Origin of the sequence: Allomuricauda sp. XS_ASV26, from assembly GCF_041224615.1 — a bacterium.
In the GTDB taxonomy this organism is placed as follows: Bacteria; Bacteroidota; Bacteroidia; order Flavobacteriales; family Flavobacteriaceae; genus Flagellimonas; species Flagellimonas alginolytica.
The window spans coordinates 419,169-439,975 of sequence record NZ_JBGFGK010000030.1 but is presented as its reverse complement, the minus strand read 5'-3'; the positions used below and the strand labels follow the sequence as shown (position 1 = coordinate 439,975).

General features: G+C 41.0%; 15 protein-coding genes. 11 read left to right on the top strand and 4 right to left on the bottom strand.

The genetic code is table 11. From position 1 onward, the window contains the following. Nucleotides 1-67 precede the first annotated feature (67 nt). The 8 genes from AB9K32_RS07085 (at nt 68) to AB9K32_RS07050 (ending at nt 9,601) form a co-directional block, all read left to right on the top strand. The gene (locus AB9K32_RS07085) at nt 68-616 is read left to right on the top strand and encodes a heme NO-binding domain-containing protein (RefSeq protein WP_369884775.1); all 549 of its coding nucleotides are present in this window, start codon (nt 68-70) and stop codon (nt 614-616) included. After that, entirely contained in the window at nt 603-2,651 is a 2,049-nt protein-coding gene (locus AB9K32_RS07080; RefSeq protein ID WP_369884774.1) for a PAS domain S-box protein, read from the top strand. The genes AB9K32_RS07085 and AB9K32_RS07080 overlap by 14 nt, the downstream gene beginning before the upstream one ends. Then, on the top strand, nt 2,620-3,750 hold the full coding sequence (locus tag AB9K32_RS07075) for an FIST signal transduction protein (protein WP_224836529.1): 1,131 nt from the start codon (nt 2,620-2,622) through the stop codon (nt 3,748-3,750). Before AB9K32_RS07080 ends, AB9K32_RS07075 begins: the two co-directional genes overlap by 32 nt. Then, nucleotides 3,750-4,817, top strand: coding sequence for an ATP-binding protein (locus AB9K32_RS07070; protein ID WP_369884773.1), 1,068 nt, complete (start codon nt 3,750-3,752; stop codon nt 4,815-4,817). Before AB9K32_RS07075 ends, AB9K32_RS07070 begins: the two co-directional genes overlap by 1 nt. After that, nucleotides 4,814-5,134: an Hpt domain-containing protein gene (locus AB9K32_RS07065; RefSeq protein ID WP_224836531.1), complete on the top strand. Its 321-nt coding sequence runs from the start codon at nt 4,814-4,816 to the stop codon at nt 5,132-5,134. Before AB9K32_RS07070 ends, AB9K32_RS07065 begins: the two co-directional genes overlap by 4 nt. Nucleotide 5,135: 1 nt before the next feature. Beyond that, nucleotides 5,136-5,849: a LytTR family DNA-binding domain-containing protein gene (locus tag AB9K32_RS07060; RefSeq protein ID WP_252080055.1), complete on the top strand. Its 714-nt coding sequence runs from the start codon at nt 5,136-5,138 to the stop codon at nt 5,847-5,849. A gap of 396 nt (nt 5,850-6,245) precedes the next feature. Next, nucleotides 6,246-8,759, top strand: coding sequence for a DUF4114 domain-containing protein (locus AB9K32_RS07055; RefSeq protein WP_338195810.1), 2,514 nt, complete (start codon nt 6,246-6,248; stop codon nt 8,757-8,759). A gap of 692 nt (nt 8,760-9,451) precedes the next feature. Beyond that, on the top strand, nt 9,452-9,601 hold the full coding sequence (locus AB9K32_RS07050; protein ID WP_338195808.1) for a hypothetical protein: 150 nt from the start codon (nt 9,452-9,454) through the stop codon (nt 9,599-9,601). 53 nt (nt 9,602-9,654) lie between these two features. Here the strand turns inward: AB9K32_RS07050 and AB9K32_RS07045 are convergent, their stop codons facing one another. Then, entirely contained in the window at nt 9,655-11,718 is a 2,064-nt protein-coding gene (locus AB9K32_RS07045; protein ID WP_338195805.1) for a lipopolysaccharide assembly protein LapB, read from the bottom strand. A 187-nt stretch (nt 11,719-11,905) separates the two neighbouring features. Here AB9K32_RS07045 and AB9K32_RS07040 point away from each other — a divergent pair, with 187 nt between their 5' ends. The 3 genes from AB9K32_RS07040 to AB9K32_RS07030 all read left to right on the top strand — a co-directional run bounded on the left by AB9K32_RS07040 (nt 11,906) and on the right by AB9K32_RS07030 (nt 14,861). Further along, a complete protein-coding gene (locus AB9K32_RS07040; protein ID WP_338195803.1) occupies nt 11,906-12,184 on the top strand; it encodes an STAS domain-containing protein in 279 nt (92 codons plus the stop codon). A gap of 62 nt (nt 12,185-12,246) precedes the next feature. Then, the gene (locus AB9K32_RS07035; protein ID WP_338195800.1) at nt 12,247-13,425 is read left to right on the top strand and encodes a sugar isomerase; all 1,179 of its coding nucleotides are present in this window, start codon (nt 12,247-12,249) and stop codon (nt 13,423-13,425) included. A 200-nt stretch (nt 13,426-13,625) separates the two neighbouring features. After that, complete coding sequence (locus AB9K32_RS07030; RefSeq protein ID WP_369884772.1) at nt 13,626-14,861, top strand: glycosyltransferase; 1,236 nt, start codon at nt 13,626-13,628, stop codon at nt 14,859-14,861. Nucleotides 14,862-14,893: 32 nt separating this feature from the next. Here the strand turns inward: AB9K32_RS07030 and AB9K32_RS07025 are convergent, their stop codons facing one another. The 3 genes from AB9K32_RS07025 to AB9K32_RS07015 are packed head-to-tail and all read right to left on the bottom strand — an operon-like array spanning nt 14,894 to nt 20,736. Further along, on the bottom strand, nt 14,894-16,426 hold the full coding sequence (locus AB9K32_RS07025; RefSeq protein ID WP_369884771.1) for a cellulase family glycosylhydrolase: 1,533 nt from the start codon (nt 16,424-16,426) through the stop codon (nt 14,894-14,896). After that, a complete protein-coding gene (locus tag AB9K32_RS07020) occupies nt 16,426-17,646 on the bottom strand; it encodes a hypothetical protein (RefSeq protein WP_369884770.1) in 1,221 nt (406 codons plus the stop codon). The genes AB9K32_RS07025 and AB9K32_RS07020 overlap by 1 nt, the downstream gene beginning before the upstream one ends. Continuing rightward, the gene (locus AB9K32_RS07015; protein ID WP_369884769.1) at nt 17,647-20,736 is read right to left on the bottom strand and encodes a hypothetical protein; all 3,090 of its coding nucleotides are present in this window, start codon (nt 20,734-20,736) and stop codon (nt 17,647-17,649) included. Between the last annotated feature and the right edge of the window lie 71 nt (nt 20,737-20,807).

The following is a 20,807-nucleotide window of genomic DNA, read 5'->3' as shown; positions in this document are numbered from 1 at the left end:
GCATTTCACAACAAAACTTACTCATTGGGTAAATGTTTTCCTACTTTTGAAACGAATAAGCCAGATTATGAAAGGAATAGTATTTACCGAATTTTTGGAAATGGTGGAAGACCAGTTTGGGTTGGAGACCGTGGATGACATTATCGAAGCGGCCGACTTGCCCTCGGACGGCATTTATACCTCTGTTGGAACCTACGATTTTAACGAAATGGTGGCCCTTCTACAAAGTTTGAGCCAAAAGACCAATATGTCCATAGACGACCTATTGTATGCCTTTGGCCATTATTTGTTCGGAAGTTTGGTAAAGGCGCATCCCGAAGTAATAAAAAGTTATACCTCTCCCATCGGATTGCTTTATTCCATTGAAGATCATATTCATGTGCATGTTCAAAAACTCTATCCCGACGCCGAACTGCCCACTTTTAACATCTTGGATAAAACGGATACATCAATTTCCATGGTATATGTTTCCTCTAGGGGACTATATCGATTGGCTCACGGATTAATAGAAAAATGTTTTGAACATTTTAATACCACCTCCAAAGTTACCTACGAACTTTTAAAAGAGGACGGAACCGAAGTCAAATTTGATGTTGTACAGGATGGCCAAGGATGAGATAGCAATTTTAAAAAGGGCGTTGGAGCGCCAAAAAAGAGCAAGGGCACAGGCCGAGAGGATACTCGAGGAAAAATCCAAGGAACTTTACGATACCGCAGAGCATCTTAAAAGAGCCAATGCGCGGCTGGAGAATCTATTGGACGAAAAAACCGACGAGGTAGATGCCGGATTTTTGAGTATCATTGATTCTTACGTGGTTATGGACCTTGGATTCAACGTGGTCCGAAGCAACGAATCTGCAAAGGATTTTCTTCAGTTCGACAAAGACAGCCCTAAAATCAATCTATCCAGCTATGTACACCCCGATTTTGCGCAATATACAGCAGAATCCGTTCAAACTCTTTTGGATACGGGTGTGCTAAAAAATTATAGATCCAAGATCATACTCCCCAATGGCGAAGAGAAATTTGTACAGATAAATGCAAGTATAATCTACGACCGTAATCGAAATCCCATTGCCGCCCAAGGAATTTTGCGTGATATCACCCAAGAAAAAGATATTGAAAATCTACTGGCAAACCAACGGAAACAATTAAAGGAATCCGAGAACAGGCTGTCCACATTGATCAAGAATTTGGAAATGGCGGTACTCTTGGAGGACGAAAACCGAAATATAGCCCTCACTAATAAAAAATTCTGCGAAATGTTCAGTGTTCCTGCAAACCCTGAAGATATGACAGGAATGGATTGTGGTTGTGCTGCAGAAAAAACTAAAGATCTATTTAAAAACCCAGATCAATTTATGGCCAGGATAGCGGAGATTCTCGAAAATCGGGAGCCGGTACTTGCCGATGAACTGGAAATGGTGGATGGCCGTATTTTGGAACGCGATTACATTCCCGTAATTAGCGATGGTGTTTACAAAGGCCACCTATGGAGTTACAGGGACGTAACGTTGAACAGGACCTTTAAGCGAAACCTCCAAGCCGAAAAGGACAAATACAGTGGAATAATTGCAAATATGAATCTAGGGCTGGTCGAAGTGGATACCAATGATCGTATTCAAATGGTAAACCAGAGTTTTTGCGATATGAGCGGATTTACCGAAGACGAACTCATTGGGAAAAATGCCAGCGACGTACTTTCAGTTCAAGATAAGTCCGTTATTGCGGAAAAGAATGCCAAAAGAATCGAAAACCAATCCGATTCTTATGAAGTAGAAGTTATCAATAAATATAATGAGTTTCGCCATTGGTTGATCAGTGGCGCACCAAGATATGACGAAAAAGGCAAGGTAATAGGTTCTATCGGAATCCATTTGGATATAACCGAACAAAAAAATCTACAACTGGAAAAAGAAAAGTTGTTGGATAAACTGGAGCAGAGCAATGAAAGCCTAAAAGAATATGCCTATGTAGTTTCCCACGACCTAAAATCGCCGCTAAGAAGTATTGAAGCCTTGGCCAGTTGGTTGAAAAATGATTATAGTGAAGCCTTGGGCGAAACCGGCAGGGAATATTTGGGCATGATCCAGGACAAGATAGAATCCATGGAAAACCTGATCAGTGGCATATTGGCCTATTCCACCGCTAATACTTCGGAATTGAACAATACACAAATAGACCTAAACGAGGTAATCTCTGGTATTGTGGACAGCATTTACATTCCAGAAAATGTTAAGGTAGTCGCCCCTGTTCCCTTACCAAATATCATCGCAGATAGGACCAAAATGCATCAATTGTTCCAAAACATTATTTCAAATTCGGTCGTCCATATCGATAAAAAAGTAGGAAAGGTAGAAGTACTGTTTCAAGAAGAATCCGATCATTGGAAATTCCGCATCAAGGATAACGGAGTGGGTATCCCGAAAAAATATCACAAAAAAATATTCGATATTTTTCAGTCTGCCTCAACCGATAAAAAATCAACAGGAATAGGTCTATCCATAGTTAAAAAAATCATCGACAGATATAACGGTTCCGTTTGGGTAGAAAGCGAAGAAGGAATCGGTACCGATTTCCATTTTACCATAGAAAAGCAACCCCTTAAAACCGAACGCCATGAAGATCTTACAAGCGAAAAAACAATCTAATACCAATTTTGAGTTTATCTCGGAAAAAACCGAGCTGAAAGAACCTTTGGTTCTCATTTTTGGTAATAGGTACTTATTGCAAGAGGAAAAACTGTACCAAGAAGTAAGAAACTTGTTTCCCGATGGACATTTGGTGTTTGGGTCAACCTCGGGAGAGATTTTGGGGGAGAAAGTATTGGACGGAACAGTAACATTGACCGCAGTTGAGTTCGAAAAAAGCCATTTTTTGGTAAAAAGCAAGAATGTGGCCGAATTTGATCAGGATGATGCCGATCTGGGCAAAGTTCTGGCATCAGAATTTCCCACCGAAAACTTAAAACATGTGTTTGTGGTTTCGGAAGGAAGCACTGTAAACGGTAGTGAACTTATCGCAGGACTGGAACATGTAGGTAAGGGTAATTTTGGTCTTTCCGGAGGACTCTGTGGGGATGATGACCGCTTTGAGGTCACCCTGTCATCCTATAATGAGCATCCTAAACAAGGAGAGGTTGTGGCTATTGGGTTCTATGGTGATACTTTGGAAATCAGTTGTGCCAACTTTGGCGGATGGACCCCCTTTGGACCAGAACGATTGATTACAAAATCGCGAAAGAACATTTTGTTCGAGCTCGATGGCAAGCCAGCTTTGGATTTGTATAAAAAATATTTGGGCGATAAGGCGAGCGAACTTCCCAAGTCGGCGCTTCTGTACCCACTTAGCGTACAGACCAATGATGAAGAACCTATTGTACGTACCATTTTGAATATAGATGAAGAACATAATGCCATGATATTGGCCGGGGACGTACCCGAAGGTTCCAAAGTACAATTAATGATGGCCACGGTGGACGATATCGCCAATGGGGCAAGGTCCGCGGCCAAACTCGCTGTGGAAGAACGTGAAAACGAATCCCAACTGGCCATATTGATCAGCTGTGTGGGACGAAAACTGGTAATGGATCAACGAACCGAGGAAGAAATCGAGGAAGTAACCCAGGTTATAGGCGAGAATGTGGCGGTATCCGGCTTTTATTCTTATGGGGAAATGGCACCATTTGCAGGTCAGAATACCTGTAAATTACATAACCAAACCATGACTTTGACTTTATTCAGCGAGTAATGCACAGCCTTTTAAAAAGACAGCTTAAAAAGTACCTGCCCGAAACTTACTCGGACAATCGTGATTTGGATCAGCTTTTGGACGCCATTGCCAACTCTTACGAAAATTACGACGAAAAGCTGAGGATGCTACAAAGGGCCACAGCACTAAGTTCGGATGAGTTGTACGATGCCAATAGAGAACTGGAAAAGGAAGCTGCCCGACAGAAACAGGTATTGAACTCGCTTGAAAGCGCACTTTCCGCCCTGCAGGCAAACTTTAAACAACAAGAAGTTCCAAAAAACATTGTGGACAGTGATTTTGATGCAGAAAAATTGGCCCGACAAATCGGGGAATTGGCTCAGCGAGCATCAGAAATGACTACCGAGAAAGATAGACTGCTCAAGAATTTGGCAAGTCAGAATGAATCATTAAACAGTTATGCCCATGTGGTATCCCATGATCTAAAATCACCCATTAGGAACATTAGCGCGCTGATAACCTGGATCGAGGAAGACGAAAAAGATACCCTGTCCGATCAGAGCAAACAAAATCTATCCTTGGCACTTGGGAACTTGGAGAAAATGGACAAGCTCATCACCGGTATACTAAAACATGCCACATTACAGGATAAGAACGCTTCCAACGATATTTTTGAATTGGGCGAAGTGCTTGCCGGTATTCAACAAAGTATTTTTGTACCCAAAAATGTACAGTTTAAGGTTCCTGGGCAGCTGCCCCAGCTGTATTACGATCGCTACAAGATCGAACAGCTTTTCATGAATTTAATGACCAACGCCGTTAAGGCTACCGAAGGCAAGAAACAAGGAACTATCCGGGTCGATTTTAAGGACGAAGGCGACCATTGGTATTTTGCCATTGCGGACAATGGAAAGGGAATACCGGAAAAGCATCAATCGGATATTTTTGATATGTTCCATAAATTGGAGGACGATGCCATGGCAACGGGCATTGGTTTGGCTCTGGTAAAAAAGATAGTATCCCTTTATGAAGGGAATATTTGGGTGGACAGTATTGAGAATATGGGAACTACATTTCATTTTACCCTAAAAAAACAAAACCTATGAGAGAAATCCCAAATCTAGAGTACGTGGACAACCTTGCCGAAGGAGATATGGTCTTTCGTCAAAAATTTATCGGTATATTAAAGGAGGAATTTCCAACGGAACAAGAGGAATACCTGGATACCATAAAAAATGCACTTTTTCGCGAAGCTTCCGAGCATGTGCACAAGATAAAGCATAAATTAAACGTTCTAGGTTTACACAATGCCTACACTTTGGCCGTAAAGCACGAGAAGGAACTGCGAGATGGCGAACAATCGTTTAAAGATGAATTCTTGTCGATTTTAAAAGATGTGGAGCACTACCTAAAAACTATTTAAAATGAATTGTATAATAATTGATGACGAAGCAGCAGCAAGGGCAATTGTGTCACAATTATGCTCAAAGGTTCCTGAAATTAATGTTATGGAAGAGTTTGATAATGCCATCGAGGCCATCAAATTCTTGAACCAATTTAAAGTGGACCTGGTTTTTTTGGACATTCACATGCCGGGCTTCACGGGAATTGATTTTATCCAGACCCTAAAAAATCCTCCAAAAATTGTGATGACCACCTCGGATACCGAATTTGCCATTGCATCTTACGAGTACGAGGCCATTGTGGATTACTTGGTAAAACCCATAACCCAAGAACGTTTTCAAAAATGTATTCAAAAAGTAAAAAATAGTTCAAGCGCCCCATCTTCAACTGCATCGACTGCGAACGAGCAAGAAAATGGCTTGGGCGAAGATTTATATATTAATATAGACCGGAGACTCATAAAACTGAAATTCGCGGAGATTCTGTTGATCGAGGCCAAAGGGGACTACATCAATATTAAAACTGAGTCAAAGGATTATTTGGTGCACACCACCTTAAAAAAAATACTGGAAAAACTGCCAGAGGACAAGTTCTTGCAAATCCATAGATCCTATGTGATCAACTTTAATAAAATTGTGGATATTGAGGACAATAGCGTACTTATTGAAAAAAGTGTGATTCCCATAAGTAGGTCTAACCGACCGGAATTAATGCGTAGGTTGAACCTGTTGTAGGCAATTATCCACACTTTTTTTAAACCTACCTACAGTTTTTTGGTTTTCAGCGCTCCACAAGTAATTACCGACTTAATGTAATATAGCTTTGTAGGAGTACAAACCAAATCTTCATAATTATGAAAAATCGATTAGTATTTACACATATTCGTAAAGCATTACTATCATTACAGTTTGGAGTATTGTATGCTGTCGTAGCTGGTACAGTCCATTATTTTGGATTGATTTAGTAAGAGCAATCGATCGGATAAACTATAAAACGCCCATTTGGGTGTTTTTTTTTGCTTGTCCCTTACTGGTAACCATCCGTCTACAGAAAGTTTTCATTCACCGAGGGAGCCATGATTAAAGGCTTGGAAATCATCAATTTTGTATCATATTCTTAAACCTACGATCATGAAGCAATTTATACTTCTTTTGGCAACATTGTTAACCTTTGGATGGGCAACTGCCCAACAATATGGTTATAAGTATTTGGGAGATTATACATCAGATGGAACCCCCCTTTATTTTGATGGAAAGGATAATGTTTCCCAAGAAACCTTGGATATGATCAGCAATGCCCTTCCCGAAGGATTTCCAGTACCCAACTATAATCCGCAGTATATAACTTCCGGGTACGATACCGATATTATTTTGGATAAAGATGCCGATGTATGGGTAACCTTTGTGGGAGAGGGTGCAGGATATAAAAACGTTCTTGGCTTTTATACTTATGATGTAGATCAACCTCAATTGACTGCTCCCAAAGAAGAAGATATTACCATTATTTTTCCAAATGTCTCCGCAAAATATAGTGGTGGAAGCTTGGAAACTGGACATAAGGTAAAAATTGGAAGATTTAGTGCCGGTACGGGCATTGGTTGGGTATTGTTGGCCAATGGTTGGAAAGGGCAGGTAACTCCAGGACTATGGCAGTTGTTCTCTAATCCCGACTATAATCCAGAAGCTCTTGAATTTCTCAGACATCACAATGTATTGTTGAACGATCCAGATAACGAGCGAATTATTTTGGGTTTTGAGGACATTAGACGGGATTATGCAAGTTGTGACAACGATTTTAACGATGCTCTTTTTTACATCACAGCCAATCCGTATGAGGCCATAAAAACCACCAATTATAATAAAATTACGGACCACGCACCTGTTACCTCCGGAAATGATGGCGGATTGGAAAGTAATGGAGACTTGGCCAGCTTGATCGCAAAAAGAAATTTTGACCGAAACAAGGCCAATACTTTTAAGAACAAGCGTGCCTTGCAAAACAAGTACGACAAGAAGACCTACAAGTCCTTAATGGCCAAATCGGGTAATTTGGATGGTTATTTTCCAAGCACTGGAATGTTTGGCACAGAAACTTCTTATGTTTCAAGCCCTGAGGACCTTTTGGCCATTACCAATGCAGATGAAGTATTCGGAATCGATTATTACCAAGGAACGGATAGGGTTTCTGCCGCTCTGGCACTGAACACCAAAGGAGAGGTGTACAACCATACAAAAACAATCTGTGATCGTCTTAACAATTCCAAACTGAAGGATTTAAGGACCATCGAGCTACAAGGACATAAATTGATCTATTCCGAGTTGGAACGAGCTAATGGCAATGTGGAGTATGCTGTGGTATTTTCGGTGAAAGAGGACGGAGCGGATCGCACAGTTTACAGCCGTTGGAACTTGGCCGAGTACCCTGCCGGGGATTATATGAACTTTCAAGTCTGGGGAAATAGTATGGGACAGGTGAGCACTGTTGTAAACGAGATTCTTGCCAATTTGGGCCAGGAATCTACATTGAAATCCAATGATGGGGAAAATGTATTGCCTACTGTATTCATTCAGAATGGATATTACAAAAACGGAAAATTGCACCTGAATATCATCAACAAAAGCAAGGCTACCTGGTTATTGCTGGATGGAAATTATAAGACCACCGAACAAGAAAACCTTCAGAATTTAAATACCATCATCGACTTAAACGGTGAATGGGAACAGGAGATTACAGTAGAGTCTGGACACTTGTTTGATATGGGACTTTCCATTATAGCCGAAAACTCTTATCAACACGATGCAATTTACTTGGCTGATGGCCCATGGGGTGTGGATTACAATACACAATCCGATAGTGTTGAAGTTTTTGAAGTGGTTGAACACCAAGAATGGGATTTAGATGGACATATTGTGGAAAGGGGAGTAGTGGCCAAGGGAGAAGTTAAGGAGACCATTAACGTATTCCGTAATATTTTGGCCGGTGACCTACAATTGCCAATCGATGATTACCAGTATCTGCACTTCAACATCAAAAACCAGACTCCCGTAGAGATAAGTTTGGTTACCGATGCCACGAGCGAGTGGAGCGAGCGTCTTCGCTATAGCTTGGATGCCAATGCCGAAAAAACGCAATACAGTTTATCGTTTTCAGACTTTGTAAACCACGAAGGAAAAAATATGGACTTTGGACAACTGCGAACCATTGTAATTTCTGTGCAGGGGGACTATCAAAATTATACATCGTTTGAACTGGAAGTGGATCAAATGGCCTTAACGGTTGATGGAGAAATTCAGCAAGAACCTGAAAATGAACAAGAAGACCCTACCACTGACGAAACCAATAGTTTGGATCTTGGCGACGATCTGATCAGCATTTTGGATCCAAATACTGAGCTGGAGCTTAAAAATTACCCGAACCCTTTTGTGGAATACACGGATATATCGTTACCGGAAAAAACCAGTAAAGTGTATGTACATGTCGTGAATTTAAGTGGACAGGTACTTTATGCAGATACCCACGCTCCAACAGGAAACGAGAATACCATACGCTTGGAGCTGGGTCATCTGCCAAAGGGAATATACTTGTATCAAGTTGGAGATGTTACCAATAGCAAGCGGTACAGCGGAAAAATTATACGACAATAAATGCGGTTAAATAGGTTGTTGTTTTTTTGATGAAGGCTCCCCTTTTTAAGGGGAGTTTTTTATTGAATAATACTGGAGGCATTGATTAATTCTTCAAATTGATTAAAAAATCATCTCTAAGGCTTGTTTTAAACAACACCGATTTTCCTTCTGAAGTGATATGATTTTGGTTTGTTTTGGTTTTGAAACTGATTGTTATGACGGAAAATGGTGAATTGAATGTGGAAGCAATACTGATAAAGGAGAATGTTTTTCCCAGTATGAAGCGTAATTAAAAAATAGAGCTTTAAAAACTGATAATTCATTCAGAAACTATTTTTAATAAACTTAGATACAACTCTAACAATTATTCAGAACCAAGAAGAAGTAGATGACTTCTTTTATAGATCAGAACAGATTATTGCGCAATTTCAAAAGGTAGAGGCCTTTGAAAGAATTACTTCTGAAATTGATAGATGCCACGCGAAGTATTTAAATGAATACATTCTTGTCCTCAACCAACTTCAGTATCATAAGGTATTGGAATGGATTGAAAACAATGCCTGCCGGGTAAAAAACGTAAGCCAAAATTGGGGACATCTTGCAGCTAGCTCAAATTTTGATTGGAAATAGGTTGACCATTGAGTCTTATTTCTTTGGATTCCTTGATTAATTGTACAACTGAAGGGGATGTATTAAATTAATACTGACGGATGAGGGAGAACCAACTCAAATTGAAAGAGGATGTTGAATTGAACAGTATTGCCATGCAATTAGATGAATTTTTAAAGACGGACAATGTGCCTAGGTCAAGAAAGGCTGTCAAGCGAATTATCAAAAACCAATTTGGAATAGAAGACTAACTAAAAAACCCGATCATTTATGACCGGGCTTTACTTTTTAGAGAATAGAAATTCTACCTTGAAGCAATGCTCCCATTAAAAAAAGGCTGCTTTTTAAAAAGCCATTTCAGTTGTATGCCCACTTCAGTAAATTGGAAGCCTGCTGCAGTCGCCGAGGCAATGTTGCTATATTTTCCGTACAACCCGCCACTCAATCGTTTGGTAAATTGGTGTTTTAGATTCATTTCTACCCTAAAAATAGAAGTCATATCATCATCTTCCACCTGCTGTAAACCCGTTGCCGCATTGATTCTATAGGTGGAGTTACCGCTAAATTTTCCGCTCACTTCAGCAAAGAATTCCCCGGCCTGGTATTTTTCAGGACTAAAATAGATGGTAGGCACTTGCTCCGCAAAGGCCAAGTACTGGTAGTTGAGTCCAAACTTTAAGTTGGGCTTTCGCAATGCAGTGTAGTACAAAGAAGTAAACAAAAGGTCGCGTTGGTTGTCATCGCTTTGCTCTGTGTGCATAAGCTGTGTGTACCATCCCAATCCAAAATTGGAACCAAGGTTGTAGTTTAAACCATAATGCTGCATTACAATTTCACGCTCTATCAAATCCGTATTAAAATTTTGAACCTCTCGTTGGTATCCAACCTCCAAGTTTTGCAAACGATACGGTTCTATAACCACTTTAGCACTTATAATGGGTTGCGAGTAGCCATTACCATTGAACTGGGCATTGTTGATTCCTGCTAGGCCCACTACTTTCAACTTCGGCAGCATAGCGTAGGTAACTCCAGCGGTTGCGGTATGCGTATGCGCTTTTGCTGAGGTTTCTGAATTTTCTGTTAATCGGTACTGATAATTTACAACGGTTTGCAACTTGGTGGACAATGGCAGGTTCACCGATGTATTGGTGGCATATGCTATGTTATTCCCATTATCAAAACTGTAAGAAGCCGTTTCTTGTACATAAGGGCTATATTGTCCGTTTATTTTTTCAATTAGCCCTTGCGCATCTTTTTGATTTTCAAAAATCGACAAGGTTTTGTTGGTGGCGGCGTATGCCTCTTCTATCCTTCCGAGGGCGAATAGCGCATTGGCCTTTCCTAAATTTCCATCAAAAGATGTACTGTCCGATGCCAGAATAGCGTCATAATGCTGTAGACTGCTCTTAATATTCCCGGTGTACATTCCATGGGTGGCTTTAAGGGCCAACACCCAATTTTTATCACCAAATTGGTTGGAAAGACTATCGATGTATTTTTTGGCAGAAACAAACTTTCGGTTCCAGATCAGGGCTTGGGCGTAGCGTTCAAACGTCTTTTCCTTAAGTTCGTTATCGTTGATCTTGTCTACTTTATTTTTTGATTGGATGGCAACCTTCAAGGCCACTTTATCGTTTTCCCCAATATGCTCGGCCAAGGCAATTCCGTTTAGAGCCACAACAGAGTCTTTTGCAGAAATGGCAAGTCTGCGATAGGACGTTTTTGCACTATCGACCTCTTTGGTAATCAAAAATACATTGGCCAAGTTCAGCAAGGTTTCCCGATCATTTGGAAAATCGTTGAAAATGGATTTTAGTTTGATTTTTGCCTCATCATAATTCTGTGCCTGTACCAAAGTGTTGGCCAACCCAAGGTTCATGTATTTTTTTGAAGTAAGCGCACTTGGATTACCAGGTTGCAATTGCAAAGCTTTTTCTATCCATTGTAAAGCTTCCTTATATTTTTGAAGATTGCTCAACGTATTGGCATAACCTAAAACAGCACCAAATTTGTTGGGGTAATCTTCAACTAGCCCCGCGTACAATTTTTCCGCAGCTTTAAATTGTTTGCCCCATAAAAAGGATTCATAATAGTTGATGCGAACCTCGTAATCATCCGGGTGCTTTTCCAACATACCATTAAATAAGGTATTGGCCTTGTTCGGGTTTCCGTTCAGCCCCACAGCACGCCCGTAGCAGATTTGAGCTGTTTTGTTATCGGGATTATTTTTAAGGAAATCACCAAAAAAGTTTTCAGCTTGGGAGAAGTTCCCTTTTTCCAAAAGTTGAAATCCGGTTTCCATTTCGGACTGGGCCAAAACTCCTTGTATGGCGACCACAAAAATGATGATGTGAATAAAGCGTTTCATAGGTTAAGCTTTTGAGGTTTTTTTGATATGGTAAAGTTAAAACGAGTCTTTCCGCGGCCGAAGGGCGAACCTTACCATTCGTCTACAGCTATCCGTCATCCGTCTACACCGTCCAATTTAAAACGTCAAATCAGTGGATATTTGCTGTAACAAGTCGAATAAATCTTAACCTCAACAACTAAAAATCATGGCTTTACAAATCACCGAATGTAGAAGAGTCTTCTCAGTAAATGGACGATTGGACAGTACCATCATCAAGATTTTTGAAAGACATATGAAAAACTTCATTAAACGAGGTACTACCGTTAAACTTGATTTACAACGAGTTTCGGTAATCGATGATTTGGCAAGTAAGGTATTGATTCAAATGTTTGCCAATGCAGTGCTTTTGGATTGCCATTTCACCATAAATGGATGGTTGCCCAAAAAGGATTTGAAGCAACTGTGTTTAAAAGCCACCTCATAATTTTTTATGCTATGACCGTTCTTAACCTAGTAAAAAACCGAATTTCCCCTCAACAGCTTTTTATGCTGAGTGCCTTATTGGTTAACGGAGGAAACTATATTTATAATTTATTGTTGGGGCGCATTTTGGGTCCAGAAGCCTTTGCGGATGCAGCCTTGTTGGTGACCTTGCTGTTGGTGCTCTCATTTTTGGGAATGACTTTTCAGTTGGTAACAGCAAAATTTGTTGCCACATTACCATCCGATCAATGGGATGTTTTTAGAAATCGAATAGGTGCTTTTGCACTTTTGATTGGATGTTTGTTGGGGGCAATGGTATTTTTCTCAGCCCCAATGCTCCAAAATATTTTGCACACGGAAAACACGGTAATGTTCCGAATTTTTGCAGTGGGTGTTCCTATCTACTTTGTAATGAGCGTAAACCGAGGTCAATATCAAGGGGAAGAATCCTTTGCCAAATTGGCCATCTCCTATCAATTGGAAATGTGGGGCAGATTGGGAATTACCCTATTGGCCTTTTTGGTAATTCGTGACCATTTTGGTGCATTGGTCTCTTTTGGAATTTTGGTTTCCCTGGTGTTTGGATTGTTCCCTTACAAAAAGTTGAGCCTTGCAAAAACAGCAAAAGCTCCTACAGGTTTGGAATGGTCAAAGGTGCGGACTTTTATGTTGATCACGGCCGGCTACGAATTGACCCAGATCATCATCAACAATAGCGATATTATATTGGTGAAACACTTTTTTGAAGCACAAGAAGCAGGTCTTTACGCTTCCTTGGCATTGATCGGCCGCGTGGTGTATTTTGTGGCCTGGATGTTCGTAATGTTGCTCTTGCCCACCGTGGTTCGTCTTAAAAAAGAAGGCAAGCCTACGGGGCATATTTTGTTTAAGTATGTTGGGTATATCGGTTTGCTTTCCACAGCAATAGTAGTAGCTTGTGCCTTGTTCCCAGAGCTTATCATCACCTTACTGTTTGGAGATGCCTATTTGTCCATGGCTTCATTGTTGTGGCAATATGCACTGGCCACATCTTTGTTTGCCGTGGCAAATATTTTTACTTATTACTTTTTATCCTTAGATCATTATAAACCCATTTTGTTTTCAGCAGTGATGGGTGTGTCACAGATAGTTTTGATTGTGTTGTTCCATAGTAGTTTGGCCATGGTGGTCCAACTACAGATTTTGGTAATGTTGGTGTTGCTTGCCGTTCAAATACTCTATTTTTTATCTCATAGGAGATAGGGTTCCCCCATAATAGAGGGCAGGCCTAGGGCTGGAAAGCACATGTTGTTTTCCGGCCCTTTTTTATGGATTTAAACTTATCGTTTCATCTTTTCCATTCGTCTACACTTTTTGTTCAACCGTCCTTTAATCGCCTTTTTTACAGGGTTTTGTGCGGATATTTGTATCACTAAAATCTTATAGAACAAAAACTTAACCTTATGAAACTAGCAATTGTAACAGCGTATCCCCCAAGTAAAGTAACCCTTACCGAATATGGATACCATCTGGTAAAACATTTTAGACTTCAAGAAGAAGTAAGCGAGATTGTATTGCTTACGGACCATACCGAAGCACCAAAAGACCTTTCCTTTGAAGAGGAAGGATGTCCTATAACTGTTAAGGAGTGTTGGAACTTCAACGACCTTAAGAATATGTACAGAGTGGCAAAGGCCATCAGAAAAGAAAAACCAGATGCTGTTTTGTTCAATCTTCAGTTTTTGAAGTTTGGTGACAAAAAGGTTCCTGCCGCTCTTGGACTTTTATTGCCTTTTGTTTGTAAAATGATGCGCATTCCTACCATCTCTTTGTTGCACAATATTTTGGAGCAAGTGGATTTGGAAAATGCAGGAATCACTCAGAACGGATTCCTTAAAAAAATATACAATTTTATTGGTACCACCCTAACACGCTTTGTATTGGCCTCGGATGTACTGGCCGTTACCATCAGCAAGTACAAAACTATTTTGGAAAACAAGTACAAGGTCAATAATGTAGCCCTCGTGCCACATGGCGCCTTCGAAACCCCACCAGCTCCCAACTACGATTTACCAAAAGGCCCTATGCAGGTAATGGCTTTCGGAAAGTTTGGGACCTACAAAAAAGTGGAGCCAATGATCGAAGCCGTTGAATTATTGCGTACAAAATCCGATCTGGATATTGAAATTGTAATCGCTGGGACGGATAGTCCAAACACACCAGGGTACTTGGAGAATGTGCAAGAGACATACAGCCATGTAAAGAATCTAAGATTTACCGGATATGTGGCCGAGGAAGATGTTCCACATATTTTCGGGGACAGTGCCGTAGTGGTTTTTCCTTACACATCTACAACAGGAAGTTCCGGAGTATTGCACCAAGCAGGAAGTTATGGAAAGGCGGTAGTGTTGCCAGATTTGGGAGACTTGGGCATCTTGGTCAGGGAAGAAGGCTACCGAGGCGAATTCTTTGAGCCGGAGAATGTGGAATCTTTATCCAAAGCATTGGAAAGTATTTTGACCAATGAGACGTACAGAACTCACTTGGGGAAAGCAAATTATAAAGCAGCATGTTCGCTGCCCATGTCCAAAATCACCGAAATGTACCTGGATCATTTTAAAGTGATACAGGCAAAAAAAGGATTGTTGCCAACTCCTGCGCAAGAATTACAGGAAATTAACGAGACAAGTATAGCATAGGTTTTTAGGTTAAGTGTGAAAGGGGGATAACTTTAGTTAGTTGTCCCTTTTTCTTTTTTTATGATTGTATGATAGGCGGGTTTCTTCTCACCATTCAGATCTATGAGGCCAAAATGCTTTTGTGGTGCTTTTCGCCAGGGTTTTCTACCCACCACTTGTGTTGGCACGGTTTCAAAATCGTGCAGGGTCCAAATAAAGGAAGGAAGCTGCTCCTCTTCCAAAACAATTTGTATTTCAGACAAATAATTGGCTTGAGCCTCTTTTGAGTTGGAAAACAAATTCCAAATACCGCTGTAACTCGATTTTCCGTATTCTTCCAACACCATCGGCTTTTCCCCGATCGCTTCTTTCAAGGCAGCGACTCGCTCTTTTAGATTTTTTGGTTCTTCGTAATAATGGAAAGAAACAAAATCCACTTGCTCGACCAAGTTTATCGCCGCTTCGGGGGCAAACCATCCAATGGTAATAGGGTGGATGCTATCCTTCTTTTTAATGAGTTGTGCCATTTCCGAAAGCCAACCCAGTACATTTTCCTTGCCACGACTGTCAAAATCGAGGTCAGGTTCGTTTTTTAGGTCCCATCCCAACAAAGCTTCATGATTTTGTAATCGGGAAACTACGGTTTCGGCGTGTCGGTGGGTCAGGGTCCAGTCCATTAGCTCATAATTCCCATAAAAATCGAATAGGGTGACCAAAACTTTCAGGTTGTTATGCTGTGCCAAGTTTAACAATTCTTCAAGCTGGTCAAGATATTCAGTTTTTACCGTAGCAGCCCCGAATGTTTCGTAGGGAACAAATACCCGAACGGAATTTAAACCTAGGGATGTTATGGTCTCAAAATCAGCATTGATGGCCTCGCTGTCAAAATTCTTCCCGAACATATCCCATGGGTTATCCTTTGGATAATAGTTGATTCCCTTTAATGAGTTCACATTGAATGAAACCTCTTCCCTTTGTGCTTGGGCTTCAGGTGGATTTTGAATTTTAACCATTTGCCGAACCCGCCAAAAACCATCTTCCAACATTAAAATTACTTGATAACTATGTGTGGATTTTTGTTGCTGCAGGAATTGCCCGTTAGCAAATATTTTTTCAACCTGAACCACATGGTTATCAGTAAGCACGGCCAATTTCCCATCCAAACTATAAAACTCCAATCGAGGATGATGAGCTAGGGTAGTGGCTTCTATCCGAACTTGATTGTCCAGATTGTTCTTGATCAATTGTTTGAGATGTTCTCTGGCGTCTTCGGTGTAGTAATCTTCAATTCCAAGTACGTCAAAAGTTGATAAGGCAATATTTTTTACATACCAAGCATTGATATAGTCTTTTTCGAGTTCGGTAAGGGCCTGTTGGGATATTTTTCTGCCACGTTGCCCATTGGTTGTCCATACGATTTTAGGTTGATAGGCTTTTTCAATAGCACCGCCAATATGAAGAATGGAAGACTTGTCCGCCCCAGTGTTCAGAAAACTCCAAGCGGCCGCCAAACCATAAATGATACCTGCATTTAAGGCCAAAAAGCTCAATAAGAGCAAGGATCTATATAGGTTTTTCCGAGCCATCATTCAGTTTTATGGTTAACCGATTTTTTAATTCCTGCTACAATTACAAATCCCTTGTGGGTATTCGCATTTATCCCTTCGGGAAGTTCAAATGTTCCCTTTCCTTTTCTTGTGGTACTACTTAAAGTCAGTACTGACTTCCCATCTGAATCTTGCATTTCCAATTGGATGCCCATACCATCGGGAACCCATTGGCCCATATAACTAAGAATAGGTCCAACGCTGATGATTCGGCCATCTTTCGAGCTATCCACCAAATAATCCATTACGGCTGCATCAAAATTCAATTTTAGGCTATTGCTTTGTGATAGTCCGTTGATGTGTGCTTTTACCTTCCACTCCGTTACCACCTCGGGATGGAGCATTTTGCCTGTTGCAACACCGTTCAAGGTAGTGCCGTACGTCTGTAAACTATTGCCAGATGCATCCTCGACCACAAAATTGACCAAGGTTCCATCGGCAACAATATTATTGTTTTGATCCCTAATGGTTGAGCTGGTAAAGGAAACTATCTGATTACCATCTGCATAGCTATGCTGTCTTTCAAAATTGATAGCGAAATCAGCAGCTTTAGTAGGCAGAACGCTAACGGTAAATTCTTTGGATATTTGATTCTCAAGACGAGACCCTATAAAAAGTTCGCCTACGGATGCTTTATTACCCACATAGGCAAATGAAATCATATCCTGTACCAATGTGGTGGTACTTTTTTGATCGGACTTAAACTTTTCCGTTAGTGTGATTTGAGTACTATCTGGCATGGGGTTTCCAAACTTGTCCTGCGGCAAGGATACGATCATGGCTTGGTCTTTTTTATCCGCAAAAATGCTGGTCGGTCCCAAATAGGTTTCCATGGACACGGCCAAGGTAGTACTAGGTCTTATGAAAAAGTCACCTGTAGCGGTTATCGTTTCATTGCCAATTAATTTCCATTGCACCCACCCGCTTTTTTGGGCAACAGTTGCTGGAAGCGAAAATGTTAATGAGGTTTGTGTACTATCCGCAGGTATGGCTATAGTGCCCCAACCATTTTGAATCAATAGGAGCTGGTTCTCTTTTTCTCCATCAAACTGAAGGGTAATGGCTTCGCCGGCTATAAACTCCTTTTGGGTAGTTGTGATTTGAATGGCCTCTACCGTTTTTCCCAAATTGGCATCAACAGGTTTGGAGCAACTGATTGCTCCTAAACATACTAGCCCTATGTATTGCCAAAATTTCATCTATTTGGGATTACCGATATAATTGTTCAACTCCACTTTAAAATAATGGTACCCTTCTCCGGTGTATGGACGCATCATTTCCCATTTAACCGCTTTGTTTCTATCTGAAAAATAGTTGTTGGTGATTTCAGTGTTGGGAGTTCCATTCACGTAACAGTTTTCCAAACCTTCTGCAATCACCTCGATTTCTTTCAAGTCCAACATAGGAATTTCGAAGCTCTGTTTCCGTTGGATACGGATGCCATCCAATGTAAAATGATGATCTACCCACAAAATATCCCCTTGGTCCGAATAGTAGGAAGTCAAAATTTGAGGTATGGTAACCTCTTGGGTACCGTAATTAAATAAGGTCCCCGTTAATAGGTTTTGGTCCAAGTGCCAGTTTTGCAAGGCCACCGATTTATATAGATCAGAAGTGGCCACGTTGCCGGCACATTGCAGGTCAAATGTAACAGGTTGCTCTTCCAGGCTGATCGGGGTAAATTGGTCGGGATCAAAAGTGGGGGGCAGGGTATCCTTTGTGGACGACCACGCAATACCTTCAAAATCTATTCGGAAAGAAGTGGTTTCCTTTGGCATTAGCTTGTGTTTGGCATGGAATTTTACATCGTGCTGTGCCAATTCCTTGTCGTTTTTATTGTACAGCGTGCCTTTTATGGAGACATCCGCAGGTACATTATCGATATTCTGAAGCTCTCCAACAATACTGTAACTGCCCTTATATTTTACCAATTTTGCCGACAATACCTCTAAAATAGGTTGTCGAAGGATATCCTCATGGTAGGTTTGCTGTGTGGTTATCCGTCTACGACCATGGTTGTAATATTGGGTTTGGTTGGACGTGATCAATTGGTTGGGCGGAATATCGTTGTCTACTTTTTTGGGTTTGATGTACCACTGTCCGTTCTTTTTAACGACCGTGTGTTGATAATTGCGGGCCACTTTCTCCAAAGGCGTGATCCATTTGGTGGCCACATCCATTTCTACATAATTTTCAGATACTTTGGTTTCAGTGATGCCGATTGCGTCCAATTTGGCGTAGGAACTCAATAGGCCGTCGGTAACCGAAACTTCCAACATATATTGAGAAAGACTTACTTCTTCTTCTGGGTCTAAATAGGAATGTGCTCTTTCAAATTCTTTAAAATCCAAGGCATCATAATAGGCTTTTACTACATTTTTAGCACTTATTTGGGTGGCATTGTCCAAATAAAAATGATAGATGCTAAAAAGGAAGATACCGATAATACCAATGCCCCAAACTCCATTTACAACGGAAAGTCCTGTGGAAATCCCATTGTATTTAGGTGCATGATGAAAATAATCGTCCACCGGGGCAGCTTTTCCCTTAAGCTTCCAGTACCACGGAATTTGAATATTGATGATAAACGCCAGAATCAAAGTCCCTACAGGAATCAGTCCCCACATCAGTTTCAAGAAATTGGGTACGTCATCTTTGGGAATTACCTTGGGCAAAGGGGAGATGTTGAGACGCTCCCAGACCATAATGCCGTTCTCCAATTGTTGCAGGCGCTGCCATCCGCAGAAATAGAGAATGGGGTCGTAAAACTTATCGTTGGAAAAAATGTATTTCAGATTGTATTTTTCAGGTACGGTCAAAAATTGCTGTAGGGAACCAATGCCCTCCACACCCCTGAACTTTGAGTTTTCCAACCGTTCAATGGCCCTAGTGGTCAGTTCGGGCAACCTACGTGCGGAATGATAGTTGCCATCCACCGTCATGGCATTGGTCTGTGCGGACAGCCATGCCATTTGATCCCCAAAACCGAGCGGTAAATAGCGCCATCTATCGTGCTCATCTTGATTTAGAAAATTAACAATGGGCAGCATGTTTATTTTCTGTGGCTGGGAGGGCCTAAAATAATTTAAGCTCATGGTAAAAATGGCCATGGTAATAAAACTGATGCCCAATCCACCGGCCAAAACATAATGTAGTGGTTTTTTAAAGGCTTTTATCAATTGTTGTCTAAAGTCACCTTCTACCAATCTAAATACAAATTCGCCAAAAATGGGCAGTGCCATAATAGTGGCCCAAAGCGTAAATCTATCCAACGTAAGGATATTGAACGCGGTATCTCCCAATAACATTTTGGGCAAGGGCGTAGTGCCTCCGGTACCCAATAGGGTCAGCATGGAAAAGGACAATCCAAAAAACAATAATCGTTTACTGTAGAATCGATAAAAAAGATAAGGCAATATAAAAAGGAGTACTCCCCATGGGATAAGAAAAAAGACCAAGCCCGAAGAGGTTACCTCCAGAAAATTATCGCGAGATCCATGCGGAATCGGAACCTGTGTAATCGGATTTTTCTTGGAATTGACCCAATACGGCAATATACAGCCTACAATGGCGACTAAAGAACCGCCACCAAATACAACAATGCGCCAAAACAATCTCTTGAACTGTTGCAAAAAAACCTTGAAGGTGATTTTGGTGTTGATGCCCACAGCTTCCTTACAGGCGTCCATAATTACCAACCCTATCAATGGAAAAATAAAAAATACCATACCAAAAATTGGGGTCACATGATGGGAGGTTACAGTAACCGCAATCATGGAAAGCGAGGAAATCAACTTGAACTTTCTGCCGGTCTTTATCCACATGTAGATTTCGGGCAGGGCGTGCATTAAAATGGAAATGCCCATTAAACTGGGCAATTGTCCGAAAATGTGCAAGGTTTCCAAAAACATGGACGAGAAGGCCGCAAGCAGGGCAGTGTATCCTGCGATTTTACGATTGGCCGTAATGACCAAGGCAAAGCGGTATGCTCCGGTGATGAACAAAGCAATGATAAACAAGGCCATGGTAAACAATCCGAACTTTAACCCTCCTACATAGGAAAGCAAAGCCATACACTGGTGAACCAATGGAGGATACCCTTGTACGGTAAACCCGGTGTACCAGCGATAATCCCATGGTTCGAACCAGCTGTTTGCGTAGTGGTCGGCAAAAAATAGGTGTATAAGGGCATCATAGGTGGATTCCAACGTAAAAAAGATGGTTGCCCCGTGAAAAATAAGCCCAAAAACCAGCGCAATGGCCAGTGTTATGTTGGTTTGTTTTTGCATTGATATCTGTCAGAAAATATAACAGTATAAAGGTCTAAATATTGTTGGAAATACGATGAACTATCCATCGG